11 protein-coding genes are annotated in these 13,782 nt (G+C 59.0%); 7 read left to right on the plus strand and 4 right to left on the minus strand.

From position 1 onward, the window contains the following. Window positions 1-205: 205 nt before the first annotated feature. The 5 genes from VSP_RS12960 (at window position 206) to VSP_RS39350 (ending at window position 5,240) form a co-directional block, all read left to right on the plus strand. Window positions 206-1,150, plus strand: coding sequence for a hypothetical protein (locus tag VSP_RS12960; protein WP_157210867.1), 945 nt, complete (start codon window positions 206-208; stop codon window positions 1,148-1,150). Window positions 1,151-1,257: 107 nt separating this feature from the next. Continuing rightward, window positions 1,258-1,932 (plus strand): cysteine hydrolase family protein, encoded by a 675-nt coding sequence (locus tag VSP_RS12965; RefSeq protein ID WP_009961095.1) that lies wholly within the window; start codon window positions 1,258-1,260, stop codon window positions 1,930-1,932. A 67-nt stretch (window positions 1,933-1,999) separates the two neighbouring features. After that, window positions 2,000-3,598 carry a hypothetical protein gene (locus tag VSP_RS35230; RefSeq protein WP_009961096.1) on the plus strand — a complete coding sequence of 533 codons (1,599 nt, stop codon included), beginning with the start codon at window positions 2,000-2,002 and terminating at the stop codon, window positions 3,596-3,598. A 358-nt stretch (window positions 3,599-3,956) separates the two neighbouring features. After that, window positions 3,957-4,334 (plus strand): cupin domain-containing protein, encoded by a 378-nt coding sequence (locus VSP_RS12980; RefSeq protein WP_198141378.1) that lies wholly within the window; start codon window positions 3,957-3,959, stop codon window positions 4,332-4,334. Window positions 4,335-4,787: 453 nt separating this feature from the next. Beyond that, window positions 4,788-5,240, plus strand: coding sequence for an RNA recognition motif domain-containing protein (locus tag VSP_RS39350; protein ID WP_009961099.1), 453 nt, complete (start codon window positions 4,788-4,790; stop codon window positions 5,238-5,240). A 90-nt stretch (window positions 5,241-5,330) separates the two neighbouring features. Here VSP_RS39350 and VSP_RS35240 read toward each other — a convergent pair whose 3' ends face one another. After that, the gene (locus VSP_RS35240) at window positions 5,331-6,191 is read right to left on the minus strand and encodes an IclR family transcriptional regulator (RefSeq protein WP_009961101.1); all 861 of its coding nucleotides are present in this window, start codon (window positions 6,189-6,191) and stop codon (window positions 5,331-5,333) included. A 132-nt stretch (window positions 6,192-6,323) separates the two neighbouring features. On the opposite strand from VSP_RS35240, the gene VSP_RS35245 reads away from it, so the two are divergent. Beyond that, on the plus strand, window positions 6,324-8,597 hold the full coding sequence (locus VSP_RS35245) for an FAD-dependent oxidoreductase (RefSeq protein WP_198141379.1): 2,274 nt from the start codon (window positions 6,324-6,326) through the stop codon (window positions 8,595-8,597). A 157-nt stretch (window positions 8,598-8,754) separates the two neighbouring features. On the opposite strand, the gene VSP_RS13000 is transcribed toward VSP_RS35245, so the two are convergent. Together VSP_RS13000 and glsA are read right to left on the minus strand one after the other, a co-directional pair. Next, entirely contained in the window at window positions 8,755-9,354 is a 600-nt protein-coding gene (locus VSP_RS13000; RefSeq protein ID WP_009961104.1) for a 3-keto-disaccharide hydrolase, read from the minus strand. A gap of 52 nt (window positions 9,355-9,406) precedes the next feature. Beyond that, complete coding sequence (glsA, locus tag VSP_RS13005) at window positions 9,407-11,260, minus strand: glutaminase A (RefSeq protein WP_009961105.1); 1,854 nt, start codon at window positions 11,258-11,260, stop codon at window positions 9,407-9,409. A 214-nt stretch (window positions 11,261-11,474) separates the two neighbouring features. On the opposite strand from glsA, the gene VSP_RS13010 reads away from it, so the two are divergent. Beyond that, window positions 11,475-12,299, plus strand: coding sequence for an ABC transporter ATP-binding protein (locus tag VSP_RS13010; protein ID WP_044133532.1), 825 nt, complete (start codon window positions 11,475-11,477; stop codon window positions 12,297-12,299). Between the two features lie 439 nt (window positions 12,300-12,738). On the opposite strand, the gene VSP_RS13020 is transcribed toward VSP_RS13010, so the two are convergent. Beyond that, window positions 12,739-13,737 carry a choice-of-anchor A family protein gene (locus VSP_RS13020; RefSeq protein WP_009961108.1) on the minus strand — a complete coding sequence of 333 codons (999 nt, stop codon included), beginning with the start codon at window positions 13,735-13,737 and terminating at the stop codon, window positions 12,739-12,741. Between the last annotated feature and the right edge of the window lie 45 nt (window positions 13,738-13,782).

A 13,782-nucleotide genomic window follows, 5' to 3' on the forward strand; every position in this document is an offset into this window, starting at 1 on the left:
GGCAACCGGGGAGGTCGGGGTGTTGCAAGTGTCGCTGACTGCAACAGGAAATGGTGTGGGGATACGGTTGCTGTCTTGTTCTGTGTGTGTGTTAACCGTTCATGATGAGTGAGTTGAGTGTTGGGGGGCTGAATTGGCATCCCCAGTGCTGAAGATTGTTCGCAGTCGTCCGCCAGTTGCGGACCTGCCAACAACAACACTCCCTATGAAAGCATCGACTCCCGTTTGTCTTCGTGCCCTGCTTGCGACCGCGTCGCTTGGGGCCTGTCTGGGGCTCTCCGCTCCTGCCATGGCTGGCGAACCGTCTGCCAAGGCACCCGTGGCAGCCATCACTCCTGCACCCGAGGAACCTTGGGTGCATGCCTTGTTCCAACTCGACATCTCTGACCACTACATCACGCCTCGCGGCCTGAATGTAGAGAACGAGGGCGTCATCTTCCAGCCGTTGTTTCTGGTGTTTTGGAACCTGTACTCCGACAAGGATGCAGGGTTCCTCACGGATGTGACGCTGACCACCGGTGTGTGGAGCTCCATCCACACGCATGAGTCTGGAGCCGACCCTGGCTATTGGAATGAGTTCGATCCCATCCTGGGGCTCACCTTCAAGTTCGCGGGCGGATTCACCCTGGACACCACCTTTACCTCCTTCGAGAGCATGGTGGATTCCTACCCGACCTCCACCCACTTTGAAGCCAAGCTGTCCTTCGATGACTCCAAGTATCTGGGCAAGTTTGCCCTGAATCCCTGGATCGCCTTCTGGCAGGAGCTGGATGAGAAAGCCACGGTCGTCTTTGACACCAGCACCTCTGATAGTTCCTTCTACTTCACCATCGGGATCAAGCCCTCGTTCAAGCTGAAGAACTTCACCTTCGAGTTCCCGACCTCCATCAACCTGGTGGGCGACGAGTTCTACCAGCAGATGGATGGCTCCCCAGGCGGCTCCGGGCTGGCGGTCTTCTCCACCGGTATGAAAGTAAGCGTACCGTTGACCTTTGTTCCCAAAGACCTGGGGTTTTGGACGGCTTATGCCGGGGTGAAATACTACCACCTGGACAATCAGGGCCTCCTGGATGGCAACAAGGTGCTCACTCCAAACGAGCATCGTGAGGACCTTGTCCAGTTCCACGGCGGCATCTCCATCTTCTTCTAAGCCGTCCCGGCGCGGCAAATGCTTGGCTCCATGGCGGGGAGGTCTCCGCTGTACCCGCCGTGGAGCCTCCTTCTCCATTTCATCCTCCCGGACCATCCATCCAGCCCATGAGCACCCCTTCAGTCAGCATTGACGCGGAACCTTACGCCTTCGAGCTCAAACCGGACCAGTGTGCCCTGCTCATCATCGACATGCAGCGGGATTTCCTTGAACCTGGCGGGTTTGGCGAGATGCTGGGGAACGACGTCTCGCAGTTGCGGCGCACCATCGAGCCCAACAAAACGCTCCTGTCCGCCTGGCGCAGCGCAGGGCTCCAGGTGCTGCACACCCGGGAAGGGCACCGCCCTGATCTGACCGACCTGCCTCCCGCCAAAAAGGTGCGCGGCAAGAGCGAGAAGACCATCGGCGACCCGGGACCCATGGGGCGCATTCTCGTGCGCGGGGAGCCGGGGCACGACATTATTGCCGAACTCTATCCGCTGCCGGATGAACCGGTCATCGACAAGCCGGGGAAGGGGGCGTTCTTCGCCACCGACCTGCATGCGATCCTCCAGAACAAGGGCATCACCCAACTGGTGGTGACCGGGGTCACCACGGAGGTCTGCGTGAACACCACGGTGCGTGAGGCCAATGACCGCGGCTACGAATGCCTGGTGCCGGAGGATTGTGTTGGCTCCTATTTCCCGGAATTCCAGGAGATGGGGCTCAAGATGATCAAGGCCCAGGGCGGTATCTTCGGCTGGGTCACCAGCTCTCCCGCCATCGTGGAGGCCCTGGCCTGACGGCTCCTCTGCCAGTTTCAGATTCTCTCGATCAGCAACGCATGAAACTCAAATAACACCTGCAGTCATGACCACTCCCTCCCTTAGCAAGCCCAAGATATGGGTTCCAGGTGACTGGAACGCCTTTTTCGGATTCGGGACCAACATCCTGGTCAACCTTCTCACCCTCACCGCACTTTTGCGCTATGTCTTGAAGATGCCAGATGACATCGTGTTTGGGCGCATCCTTCCCGCCACAGGGCTGATGCTTTGCCTGAGCACGGTGTACTATGCGTGGCTGGCCTACAAGCTGGCGCTCAAAACGGGGCGTTCTGACGTCTGCGCACTGCCGTCTGGTACAAGCGTGCCGCACATGTTTGTGGTGGTCTTTGTCATCATGCTGCCCATCTCCTTGAAGACGGGGGATCCCATCAAGGGCTGGGAGGCTGGCCTCACGTGGGTGTTTATCCAGAGCTTTGTGCTCATGATCGGTGGCTTCATCGCCCCGATCATTCGCAAGATCACGCCTCGTGCCGCCCTGCTTGGCACCCTGGCCGGTGTGTCCATCAGCTTCATCTCCATGCGCCCGGCGGTGGAAATGTTCATGACGCCGATCATCGGTGTGGTCTGCTTTGCGATCATCCTGCTTAGCTGGTTTGGCGGAGTGCGCTACTTCAAGGGCATTCCGGCGGGTCTCATCGCCATCGCAGTGGGCAGTCTCATCGCTTGGGGATCGAATCTGTTCGGTGCCAACTATGGTGGCATGAGTCTGGAAAAGCTCAGCCAGTCCTTCAGCAGCTTCGGCTTCTCCCTCCCGCTGCCGGCTTTCGGTCACATCTTCTCCGGGTTTGAGTTCCTGGGGGTCATTCTGGTCACGGCCATTCCGTTTGGCATCTACGATCTCGTGGAAGCACTCGACAACGTGGAGAGCGCGGCAGTGGCAGGGGATGAGTTTCCCACCACCCGGGTGCTTACGGCAGACGGTGTCATCAGCCTCATCGGTTGCTGCCTGGGAAATCCCTTCATCAACGCGGTTTACATTGGCCATCCCGGCTGGAAATCGATGGGGGGGCGCATCGGCTATTCAGCCGCCACGGGTGTGGTCGTGATTCTGTTCTGCACCTTTGGGATTGTTTCTCTGATGTCGTCTCTCATCCCGATCGTCGCCATCTCACCGATCCTCCTGTACATTGGCATGTTAATCGGTGCCCAGGCCTTCCAGGAGACGCCGAAGCGGCATGCTCCGGCCATCATTCTCGCGCTGACGCCGCACCTTGCGGCCTGGGGCAAGATGCTGATCGACAACAGCCTGGGCGCTGCCGGAACGAATGCGGCTGCTGTGGGGCTGGACAAGCTCGGCCAGGTGGGCGTGCTCTACCACGGCCTGGAAGTGATGGGCGGCGGTGCCATCTTGAGCGGCGTCATCCTGCCAGCCATCGCGGTCTTCATCATTGACCGCAGCTTCGTCAAGGCGGGTGCCTTTGCAGTGACGGGTGGTGTGCTCACCTTCTTTGGGTTGATGCACGGGGAGAAGATCGGCATTGCCGAGTCACCCGTGATGGCCCTCACTTATCTGTTGGTCGCAGGCGTGCTCTTTGGCTGCGCCAAGTATGCCACGACCGAGCCTCTGCCCGCCGCCCACGGCGAGGAGGAAGAAGAGCTTGGGAAGGCTGCCACCCCGGCTTGACCTTGTGTCACTCCGGTGGCGTGGCACCCATTGTCCCGCTGCCCGGACGCTGCAGCCCCAAGGACCTGTGTGGCTGCAGCGCCCGGTACCGCTCCGGAAGAGGAGCATTCATTTCACTCTGAAATTCTTTCGTCCAGTCAGTCTAGTTCGTTTGGTTGTGTTGGGTAAGTGCCAATTGCCAGAAGGCGGTGCTGCATGACAGCCAGTTGCGGAGGTGAGCCCGCAGCAGGCCAAAGCAAATCCGCTTTCTGGCCTTTTCGTGAAGGTGTTCCTGGAGTTGCAGCTCGGGGCCCTGGAGGCCAAATTGAGGCGCAGCCTGACCTAACCTGACAGTGCCACTCAAACCCTCCCTGCACGCGTGATTCCTCCTGCCACTTCTCCTTCCTTTCCACTCGTCGAACTACCGGATCTATTTAACATTGCCCAGCATCCTGAATCGGTGCCTTGGAGGCCCTTTCGCGACGGCGTGGAAATCCACCGTCTCTATGGAGACGGCATCACTGGGCCCACGGCCGCGTTGCTGAGGTTTCACAAGGCGGCGCACATTCCTGAACATGTGCACGAAGGCTATGAACACATCCTGGTACTGGCGGGGAGCCAGTGGGATCATCAAGGTAAGATCGTGGCGGGTACGCTCCGGATCCATCCGCCGGGGACCAGCCATGAGGTGAGAAGCGATGCGGGCTGCATCGTCCTCGCCATCTACGAGAAGCCGGTCAGATTCCTGGGGGAGTAGGAGATCTTCCTTCCAGACGATTGAAGGGCGGAGTGCGTCAACGATGAATCGAACGAAGGTGGAGACGTAGGAAGGTTGCGTTGGGCCGAGGGCGCTGCCTATTGATCACGACCGACGCATATCCTGCCGCGTGAAGTACGGAGGAGCGGCCTTGAATCTGGAGAAGCAAAGTGACAGGGGGTATTTTTTCTGAGGGCTGGATAATCAAAGCAGGAGGTTTTAATGGTGCCGGGCCGCTATTTGGGCTTGGGGATGAACACTTTTCGTGGAATAGCAAAACTTCCTGTTTCCAATTTGAAGAACCTGTGATAGTTTTCAGTCTCTAGCGAGAACACCTGTCCAATTCAAGGCATGGCAGGTCATCAGGTGAGTCTTTGTATTCAGTGGTGATTTGAAACCCGACGGTCGGGAACAGTCGAAGATGCAGCAGTCGGTCCGAGCAGATGGTACAAGATGAATACGAAGATGTATGTTGGCAACCTGGCCTGGAGCGCCACGGAGCAAGATGTCCGTGAACTTTTCTCCCAGTATGGCGCGGTGACGGAAGTTAGCCTTCCCACGGATCGTGACACGGGCCGCCCGCGTGGCTTTGCCTTTGTGGCAATGGACACGAAGGAGGCAATGGACGCCGCTATCAAGGGTCTCAACGGCCTTGAGTGGATGGGCCGTGCGCTGACCGTGAATGAGGCTCGCCCCCGTGAGGAGCGCCCCTCCTATTCCGGCGGTGGTGGTGGTTACAGCGGTGGCGGTGGCGGCGGTGGTCGCAAAGGCGGCGGCGGCGGTTACGGCGGCGGCGGTGGCGGTGGTTACGGCGGCGGCGGCGGTGGCCGTGGTGACCGTCGTAGCGGCGGCGGTGGTGGTGGTTACGGCGGCGGCGGCGGTAGCCGTGGCGGTGATCGCTGGTAATCTCTCCGACAGCTGTCCAGCACCAAGCTGAACACAAGATTTAGGGTGATGCTCTGTGGGGCATCACTCTTTTCTGTTTTTGGTCAGGTTTCACTCCCAATCGGGCGGAAAAGAGCCCCCAAGGCGATCGGTGAGTCGGGAGGCGTGCTCCTTGATTGCGTCCGCCGCCTGTATGAGGGCAGTGGGCGAGAGACGGTCCACTGGTCCACTGACCCAGAGGGCGGCAATCGGACGGCCGTGGAGATCGAATACGGGTGCTGCGGCACACCGAAACGACTCACTTTCTTCCCCCTCATCCAGGGCATAGCCGACGGTTCGCACCTGGTCGAGGACTCTGGCGTACTCTGCCCAAGTTGTGATTGTGTGGGGGGTAAAACGCATAAAAGTCAGGTGTGACTTCAGGCGGGAAAGGGATGATGGATCCAGAAACGCCAGCATAGCCTTTGCTGGTGCAGCAGAATGGAGAGGAAAGGCGTGGCCCAACTCCACCACCACCTTTACGGGATGGAGGGAGGGGACCTGATCCAGGACGACTCCATGGCTGCCGGCCAGAGTGCCGATCAGGGCTGTTTCCCCGGTAATATTGCGGAGAGATATTAGCACTGGAGCCGCGACTTGCAGGAGTCTGTCTCCGCCCAGGGCTGTGTGACCGAGGGCGAGCATTTTGCGGCTGATCCGGTAGGACTTGCCTTCTTCATCCCTCTCCACATACCCGCGGAGGGTCAGGGTGGAGGCGATCCTGAAGACGGTGTTTTTGGGAATCTTAAGCCCGTCTGTCAGCCCAGCGAGGGTCAACCCTTCAGGCTGCCGGGCCAGCAGTTCAATGAAGTCCAAGGTGCGGTCAAGAATAGGAACACGGTAGCGCGCAAGGGCTGTCAGAGATGGATCAATCTTCTGGAGGCTTTTGCCTGCAGACGGTGAATTCGCTTTCCGCTTCGGCCGGGTAGTCATGTTGTTTTATATCACAAACAAGGTTTTAAATGACAAACGAAATGATAGAGCCGCGAAATAGGTGCTGTTTTGGTCAAGCTGTCCGAACCCGAAGTCTATCCCGTCATGGCGTCATTCCATTTGCCCCCCTTCTTGACCGTACTCGCCAGCGTCGCGACATGGGGCCCCCTGTGCCGGGCTGCCGATTTGGAGGCGGATCTGCTCATTGTCGGTGGTAACGAATCTGCCTGTGCGGCCGCTGTGCAGGCGGCGAGACTGGGCGTGAAGAGGGTGGTTCTGGTGAATGACATCGACTGGCTGGGTGGGCAGTTCAGTGCGGAAGGGGTAGGCTGTCTGGATGAGTGGACGATGGTGGAGGGGCGGCGGGTCAACTTCCCTCGCAGTGGTTTGTTTCTGGAGATGGTGCGTCGCATCCGGGCTCACAACAGCGCCAAGTATGGCAAGGCCACTCCTGGCAATGCCTTCTGCGGGACGGATACGATTGAACCGGCGGCGGCTGCGGAGTTGTTTGAAGGACTGGTCAATCCCTACGTTCAGAACGGCGTGCTGCGCATTGAGCGCGGCTGGGAACCCACCAGTGTCCAGGTGCAGGAAGGGGCAGTGGCAGGGGTGGCGTTCAAACCCGTCGCAGGCGGGGAGGCGAGGTTGCGCATCACTGCGAAATTGACCCTCGATGCCAGCGACTGGGGTGATGTGATTCGTCTCAGCGGGGCAAAGTACGGGGCTGGCCCTGATCTCAAATCCAGGTTTGGAGAGCCCAGCGCCCCCGAAGCATTTGATGAAGCGGGAAATCAAGAAATGAATCCGCTGTCATGGTGTGTGGTGCTGCGTGAGACAGGCGGCAGGCACGCTGTGGTGCCGAAGCCTGCCTCGTATGATCCGCGTTCCTTCGCGGCTCTGGACAAGCTTGCCCCCTGGGTGGACAGTGATATGAGTGCGGGCATTTACAGCCCGAGCGGCAACAGCCCCTACACCCACCGACGGTTGGTGGACCGCTGGCACAACGGCTTCGCGCCAGGCACTGAGGCCACGTTTCTGAACTATCCGGTACAGGATTATCCGCTGTGCCAGCTGCCGCAAAGAGTGGTGGAAGCGCTGGAACGGAACGAGCCTGGGGCATCGAGGAAAAACATCGTGGACCTCACGCCCGCGCAGCGGAAAATCATTTTTGACGACGCCCGGCAGCATGCCTTGGGGGTGCTGCACCATCTGCAGACTGCCGTGCATGACCGGGTGGGGGACTTTCCCCAGTCATTCCGCTACATGTCCCTGACCAGCGAATTTGGAACTGTGGACCGGTTGCCGCCCAAACCCTATGTACGTGAGGGGTTGAGGCTGGAGGCCCTCAGCATGCTCCGGGAGCAGGACATCCGCACGACCGAAAAAGAGCCAAAGTGGGCTCGCGTGCTGCCCCCGGACGGAGTTTTTGGCTTTCAGTTCAACATCGACTTCCATCCCACCCGGCGAGAATACCTCGCAGAGGATCGCAATGGCCCCTGGCAGTATGTGCATACTCCTGCGCGGGGCTGGCACACGGATACGGATCGCGCATTGTTCCCTCTGCGCGGTCTGGTCCCAGTAGCCATGGATGGCTTGATTGGAGGCGGGAAAAACATCGGGGTGAGCAGCGTGGTGCAGTCAGCCTTGCGATTGCACGGGCAGATGATGCATGTGGGCCAGGCGGGTGGGACGCTGGCGTGGCTTTGTCTCAGGGATGGGAGGCAACCGAGGGCCGTGGCGGGAGATCTTGCGCGGGTGAGGGAGCTTCAACAGAAGCTATTGCGCGGTATCGGAGGACCGGGTGTGTTGATCTGGCCCTGGCATGATGTGGATCCTGACGCTGGCTATTTTGAGGCAGCCAATGCGTTGGCGCTGCGCGGCGTCTGGACACCAGAGGCTGGCAGCGTCTTCTTTCAGCCGGGCAAAGTTCTGACACGTCGAGAGCTCGCGAAGGCGCTGGTGAAACTGCATCGAGCAAGTGGGCTGGCCAAGGCGTGGCCTGTGCAGGAGCAACCGCTCTATCAGGATGTGGCGAAAGATGATCAGGATTGTTCTTTCATCGAGGCCATGGTCACCTGGGGTGAATTCCAGCCTACAGCGGAGAAGTTTCGTCCGGATGAAGTCGCCACCTCGGGCACGCTGCATGATTGGTTGACCCGGCTGGGAATGCCTGTTTCCCATGGGCTGCTGGACAACAAGGGGCGTGCTTTGCAGCGGGCTGAGATGGTGCAGCACTTGTGGCGGGCCCTGCAGCAGCAGGGGGAGTGGTTTCCTGAGACCGGCGTTTGGTTGCGTGCTGGTGGGGATGAAGACGGGGATGGGCAGGGCAATCTGGAGGATGCCTTGCCGTTTGATAGCGACAACAACAATGTGCCGGATCGACTCCAGCCGGCCGTTTCATCGTAGCGCATTCTTGAGGATGCGGAGGAGCGGGTGGGAGCGGCCTTTTGTGTGGTTTCATCCTGCGTCGTGCAAGCTGCCCTGGCCAGGCTCTTGCAAACGCAGCCACGAGCAACAAGCGACTCTTCACTCCTAACTCATAACTTCCAACCGCGCCCCACCCTTACAGCTCCCTCAACTGAATATGGCGGTACTCCATAGTGCCGCGATCGCCCTCAAGACCGATGGGGCCGGTGGCGGGCAGAGCCAGCGTGGCCTCGAGAACCTCACCATTGCAGGTGCAGTGTGCCACGCCGTCTTTCACGGTCACCACGATCTGATTCCAGTCCTGGGCCTTGTATTGCTTGAGTTCCTTGTAGGGGCCAGCCATCAGATAGTCACGGCACTGGAGCTGGGGCTTGCGCAGGAAGATGCCGCTGTCGGCATTGACCGACGCGCGGAACTCCAACTTGAGCACGAAGTCCTTGGGGAACTCCTTCACAGTGTAGATCTGCTGGACGAGCCGGGGGACATCCTTGGGTGGGTTCACGGTAAGTACACCGCCGGCGGCGGTGTAGCGACCGTCGCTGGAGGCGGTTTTGCCGTCGAAGTTCTCGCCCTTTTTGGGATCGTTCCACCCGGTCAGATCTTTGCCGTTGAACAGGCTCACAAATCCGGTCTCGGGCTGCCAGGTGTCATCTGGGGCGGCATGGGTGGGGCTGACAAGGGTGGTGACGATCGCCAGGGTGGCGGCAATGGCGGGAACGAGGGCGGGCAGTTTCATGCGGCTCTCAAAACGTGGAATCTGCCAGGTTTCGTGCGGGATTTTTTCTGGTTCAGTAGTCAAAAATGCTGACCTCCCGGTTGGCTTTGCGCAGCTTGGTAGAGAGATATCGCGCCAGATTGCGAAGAAGCACGATCTTGATGTGGGGATGGGTGTCCTCCAGCCTCTCAAAGGCCTCGATGGGCAGCAGGTCGCATTCAACATCGGTGTCAGCCATGACCACAGCGGAGCGGGGAGACTCATCCAGGAGCGCCATCTCGCCGAAAGCCATTCCTGGCGAGAAGGTGGCCAGGCGTTTTTGCATGCCGCTGGCCAGCGTGACGGTGACGCTTACCGTGCCGCGGGCAAGCACGAAGAGCTCCCGGGCGGCATCACCCGCATTGACGACCACGCTGCCCTTGCGGTACTGATGTCTGACAAAGAGGGCGGAGACGATGGAGACCTCGGCGGGGGTCAAGCCCTCCAGCATCTCATACTCTGAGTGCGTGGCGGAAAGTTCTACATGATGGTTGGGGTGCAACTCGGCCAGGAGGTGGTTCTCACACCACTCCAGGGCAGGATCATTGTCGTCAAAGAAGTGGAACAGTGAACTCCAGTTTTCACCGAGCTTGGCTTTCATATAGCGCCGCAGCATGGGGGCTCTGAAGATGTGGGTGAAAATCAGCTTGATGCCCGAGGAGGCCAGCTTCAGGAGCAACTGGTGGAAGAGGCGGCAGGTGCTCTCATTCACCACGAGCGTCCTCTTCAAATCCAGAATGATGAAGCGCCGGTTGCCCAAGTCCTTCATCGCCTCCCGCACCACCACCTCAGCAGTGGAGAAGACCAGGTTGCCCTGAAGCTGGAGGACCTGTATCGAACGACCCGCCGTTCTCAACAGGCTGGCTTCTTCCGGCGTGCGAACCCGGCTGGAGTTCACTTCGGATCCGTTGAACTCCAGCCGCACGACTGAGGAACTGGTGTGGGGGGAGTTGAACAGGTGGAGGTCAAAGTGTCGTGAAAGGTCATCGCACACCTTGATGCCCCGCACGCTGTTGCCGCGCACATCCAAGGGGGGGGAAAAGATACCGATTCCCAATTGGCCGGGCAGCACGGCCACAATCCCGCCAGCGACACCGCTCTTTGCCGGCATGCCAACTCGATAAATCCACTCCCCCGCGTAGTCGTACATGCCGCAGGACGCCATCACGCTGAGCACGCTCTCCACATACTCGCCCCGGATGGCCCGCTTTCCAGTCACAGGGTTGATGCCGTGATTTGCCAGCGTGGCACCCATGATGGCCAGATCGCGACAGGTCACGGAGAGGGAGCACTGCTTGAAGTAGAGATCAACCACGGGCAGGGGATCTTCCGTGAGGATATCGAAGTTGCGCAGCATGTAGCCAATGGCGCGGTTTCGGTGTCCGGTGTCGCTCTCTGACTGATAGACACTGGAGTCGAGTGCCAGCTCACGTCCTGCGTAGAGGGAGAAAGTGTCGAGAATCCGCTGCAGGCGCGTGTTCTGTGACTTGCCTGCGATCTGGCCGACGGCGGCAATCGCGCCAGCGTTGATCATCGGATTGCGGGGGCGGCCGGTATCTGGCTCCAGGCTGATCGCGTTGAAGGCGTCACCTGTGGGCTCCACGCCGATCTTGGTAAAGACCTCCGTGCGGGTCTTGTCTTCCAAGGCCATGCCGTACACAAAGGGCTTGGAAATGGATTGAATGGTGAAGGAGTGCTGGCTGTCGCCCACCTCATAGATCTGCCCGTCTGCAGTTACCAAGCATATACCAAACAGGGATGGGTCAGCCTTCGCAAGTTCCGGGATGTATGTGGCTACGGCACCCTCGTCCAGAGAGATGTACTTGGCGTGCAGCGATTTGAGGTAGTCGAGAATCGGGGAGGACAAGGAGGAATCGGCAAGGTTCATTGATAAGCGTGTCAGTGAGAGCGTCTCCGATGTCACAGCAGGTGAGGGCTGCTTCACGGATGGTGTGGACTCCGATACCCGGGTGAAGGGGTTCGATGTGGAAATTTCGGGGGCGTTGACCGGACGGGTGGTTCCGGCTATGAGAAGAACTCCCGTCAAGCAACAAGCATGCCACCGTGTTTTCTTCATGATTAGCGAAAACCTGCCTCCGCCCATGTCTCCACAGGATTCATCCTCCGCGACTTCCAAACAGAATGCCACCATTGCCATCCAGGGGCTGCGCTATGTCCGGGACCGGGAAATTTTGAAAGGCATTGACTGGCAGGTGGAGCCAGGGGAGCACTGGGTCATCCTGGGGCCCAACGGCTGTGGGAAGACCTCGCTGATCAACTGCCTGACCGGCTATGAGATGGCCACCGCAGGAGATGTTTTTGTGGATGGCGCTGAATATGGCCGTACTGACTGGCGCGAGGTGCGCAAACGCGTAGGGCTGGTGACGAGTACGCTTACCTTCTACCTGGAGCCAGGTGAGCCGGTGCTGGATGCAGTGGTCAGCGGGCGGGACGCCATGATCAATCTCGTGGGGGAAGTGGATCCAACCTTGCGCCAGGAAGCGCGTGCCCTGCTCAACCGGATCGGCTGCGGTTACCTCACAGATTCCAGGTGGGGTGTGCTTTCCCAGGGGGAACGGCAAAAGATCCTGATCTGCCGTGCGCTGATGGCGCGGTACAAGGTGTTGATCTTGGATGAACCCTGCGCGGGGCTTGATCCCGTGGCCCGTGAGCGCTTTTTGCAATGGTTGCAGACTCTTGCCCGGGAAGAAGGGGCACCCTCCATGGTACTGGTGACCCACCATGTGGAGGAGATCCTCCCCTGTTTCAGCAGGGTGCTACTGCTGAAAGACGGGGCTGTACTGTGTGCGGGGCCCAAAGAGGAGGTGATGTCTCCCAGCCTGCTAAGCCAAGCCTACGGTGCACCGCTCCAGCTCATTCAGAGTGGGGAGCGCTATGTCCTGCAGGTCGTACCTGAGGCGGTCTGAACGGCGAGCCTAATCGAATCTTCGGCCCTCCTGTCGTGGTCTTCCTGCCGCCGAGTGGGAGACAGTTGTTCTCAGGAAACTCCGCGGAGGGCCTCGAAGGCAATTGCGGGAACGGGAGTCAGATTCTCAGATTCTGTGGAGGGACGTCCAGACAGAGGCAGTGCTCCCCTCTCCAGCAGGTTGGATAAACTGGTTTCCAAGGTTTGGAAATGCAGCCCCGGCAGAAGCTTGTCCGTGCCAGGCTTCTGAATTTTGAGAGCCGCTGTGGTGTTCATGGCATATACAAGAATATTATCACTATAGAATCAAGAAAATGATTATATTATCTACGGGTAAAAAAGGCAGAAATCACATTTGATAGCCTTAACCTTCGTGCCATCAAAAAACCCCCACCACCTGATGAAACAGGCGCGATGGGGGTGTCTTGAACGGTTGAAACCTAGCGGCGCAGATTGGACCGGCGACGGGTAAGGATAATCAGGCCAGCCACGGCCAGGAGAAGGGCGCTGCCGGGTTCGGGTACGGCTTGGGCGCGATAGCCTGCGTAGGAGTTGGCGCTGCTGCTGCTTGGCAGGTGGACTTCGCCGGTCAGGTTCAGGTTATTGGCGATGACTGCGCCGTCGATGTTGTTGGAGGTCGTGATTGTGGCATTGGGGGCCAGGATGCTCCCATTGAACTGGTGGCTTCCAAGATTAATGGTGGTGGCTTCGTAGAAGTTCCAGACGATGTGCGCCTGCCAGTAGTCGCTGGTGAAATCACCCACCATGTTGCCAGCATTCTGGATCCAGTTCACGGTGGTGCCGGAAACGTTGATGACGATGTTGGTGGCGCCATTGGCAACGAGGCCAATCTGCTGGGAGAGGTTGCTGCCGAAGATGGCGTCTGCGCTGATGCTGAAGACGGCGAGACCATCGCTGCCCGCGGTAGCGGTGAAAGTGACAGGGCCTGGTTGGCCGTTGGTGGATGAGGTCACCACGCTGTCGGTAGCGAGGGATTTGAGATTGGCGCTCTCGCTGAGGAAAGCCTGCTTGAGGGTGGACAAATCCGTGGACTGGCTGACCTGGCTGCCGCCACCATTGTAGTTGATGGTGCGGCCGTTGGTCCCGCCCAGGTATAGGCTGCCTTTGTTGAGTTGAAGCGGGTTCCCGCTGCCAATGTTGCCGCCCACCACCAAGGTCTTGTCTGTGGCAGAGGTGCCACTGGGAAGGCCGATTCCGAAGTTCGAAGAGTTGCTCCCGCTCAAATTTCCACCCACTAGGGTGCGTCCTTCGATTTCACCCTGGATGTTCAAGTTTCCGAAGATGATCGCGTTGTAGTTTTCCCAGGTGTAGCTCTGTGCCTTGGCTTGGCTGAGGCCGAAAGTTACCAGGCTTGAAACGGCGAGAACTATAGACCGTGCCACACGGTTCGCAAAGGTGAGAGATGCTAGGGGTTGCATTCTCGAAAGTAATACTCACACTCTCAAACGCAATAGCAAATATCG

It is taken from the genome of Verrucomicrobium spinosum DSM 4136 = JCM 18804 (assembly GCF_000172155.1).
GTDB classification, from domain to species: Bacteria; Verrucomicrobiota; Verrucomicrobiia; order Verrucomicrobiales; family Verrucomicrobiaceae; genus Verrucomicrobium; species Verrucomicrobium spinosum.